Genomic DNA, 1,830 nt, shown 5'->3' with positions numbered 1-1,830 from the left:
TCGAGTAGGCAGCCTGGCGGCTGCGGCTTGTCATGGCCTGAGATTACCGTTATAAAAACAAGCAATGTCATTGTCTTTCAGGTGGTTATATGGCCCGTTCAGCTAAACCCCGAAAACGAAAACCCGCCCCTCAAAGAAGCAAACTCTCCCGCTATGTCGTGACGCTTCACGACGATGACTTCTTTGACGAAGAAGACGCAGAAGTTCTGCGCTTTGATAGTTTTGACGATGCCGTTGAATGCTGCGCAGACCTGAATATTCCGTTCTTTGTGGATGTGGGAAACAAAAAGCTGGTCTTCTGGTTTGTACGTGTTGATGACGAAGGGTATCCGGAAATAGCCCGTTGTACAGAGCGGGAGTTTGCGACCATTCTTGCCGGTATCAGCGCCGGCGGTATGTACTGCCCGGAGTGCGGCACAGTTCACTGGCCGGACGGAGTCACCCCGCTCTTCTGATGCTTCCCCGTTTTGCCGACACTTTTCAGCAGGGAAACCGCTGGCTTAACTGGCTGGAGAAACAGCCGGAAGGCTCAGTACGTCCGGTAGTCATTGAGTCTGTGACAAAAATCATGGCGTGCGGGACCACACTGATGGGCTACACGCAGTGGTGTTGTTCATCACCGGACTGTTGCCATACAAAGAAGGTCTGTTTCCGGTGTAAAAGCCGCTCCTGTCCGCACTGCGGAGTGAAGGCCGGCGCACAGTGGATACAGTATCTGCTGAGTCTGGTCCCCGACTGCCCGTGGCAGCATATTGTGTTCACGCTTCCCTGCCAGTACTGGTCCCTGGTGTTCCACAACCGGTGGTTGCTGGCAGAGATGAGTCGTATTGCTGCGGATGTGATACTGGAAATCTGCCGCCAGGCAGATGTGGAGCCGGGGATATTCACGGTAATCCACACCTGGGGGCGTGACCAACAGTGGCACCCGCACATTCACCTGTCGACAACAGCCGGAGGCGTGACGTCAGGTCACACCTGGAAAAACCTTCATTTTTACGCCCGTAAGGTGATGAGCATGTGGCGTTACCGGATAACGCGGCTACTGTCCCGGAAATACCCGGACCTGGTAATACCGGATGAGCTGGCAGTGGAAGGAAACAGCAGACGGGACTGGAATCGCTTCCTGGACACACATTACCGCCGTGGCTGGAATGCCAACGTCTCCAGGGTAATGGATAACGCCACCCACGTGGCGGTGTACTTTGGCTCTTACCTGAAAAAGCCGCCGGTGCCGATGAGCCGTCTGGAGCATTATGCCGGTCGGGATGAAATTGGCCTGCGTTACAACAGTCACCGGACAAAACGGGAAGAATACCTGGTGATGAGTGGAGATGAGTTCATGGAAAAGTTCTCCTGGCATGTGGCGGATAAAGGGTTCCGTATGGTGAGGTACTACGGTTTTCTGAGTCCGGCGAAGCGGCGCTTACTGGAAGAGGTGGTATACACCATAACGGAGACAGTGAGAAAAACGGCGAGGCAAATAACATGGAGGGGGATGTATCAGCGGTTACTGAAGGTTGACCCGCTGAAATGCGTGCTGTGCGGAGGTCAGATGCGTTTTACGGGGCTGAAGCGGGGCTACCGTCTGGCAGAGCTGGTCGGGATGCATGAGCCACTGGCGCGACAGCGGGTGTGCGGCTGAGAGCCGCATCGGGGAAGTTGCGTCCATTTTGAGGGAAATGGAGTAAAAAAACCATCAGAGATACCCAACTCCAATCAATCAATGCGTTTTAATCGACAATACAAATAATATAAGACGCGTGAGATGTCGCCCGGTGATTCGCTTTCTGGTGTTTTTTCGATCTTTCCGGGTTTTAAATTCCTATCGAT

General features: G+C 53.6%; 2 protein-coding genes. Both read left to right on the top strand.

Going from position 1 to position 1,830, the window contains the following annotated elements; genetic code table 11:
- Positions 1 to 89 precede the first annotated feature (89 nt).
- Positions 90 to 455, top strand: a complete 366-nt coding sequence (locus tag C0K55_RS25585) for a transposase (RefSeq protein ID WP_089552069.1) — start codon at positions 90 to 92, stop codon at positions 453 to 455.
- Complete coding sequence (locus tag C0K55_RS25580; RefSeq protein WP_089552068.1) at positions 455 to 1,642, top strand: IS91 family transposase; 1,188 nt, start codon at positions 455 to 457, stop codon at positions 1,640 to 1,642. The genes C0K55_RS25585 and C0K55_RS25580 overlap by 1 nt, the downstream gene beginning before the upstream one ends.
- Positions 1,643 to 1,830: the final 188 nt, after the last annotated feature.

The sequence above is a fragment of the Escherichia sp. MOD1-EC6098 genome (genome assembly GCF_002965865.1).
Taxonomy (GTDB): Bacteria; Pseudomonadota; Gammaproteobacteria; order Enterobacterales; family Enterobacteriaceae; genus Escherichia; species Escherichia marmotae.
The sequence above is the reverse complement of the archived record's forward strand: the minus strand, read 5'-3'. Positions and strand labels throughout refer to the sequence as shown.

Coding starts and splice junctions, on each gene's coding strand:
- C0K55_RS25585 (WP_089552069.1), top strand. CDS start 90: ATGGCCCGTTCAGCTAAACCCCGAAAACGAAAACCCGCCCCTCAAAGA.
- C0K55_RS25580 (WP_089552068.1), top strand. CDS start 455: ATGCTTCCCCGTTTTGCCGACACTTTTCAGCAGGGAAACCGCTGGCTT.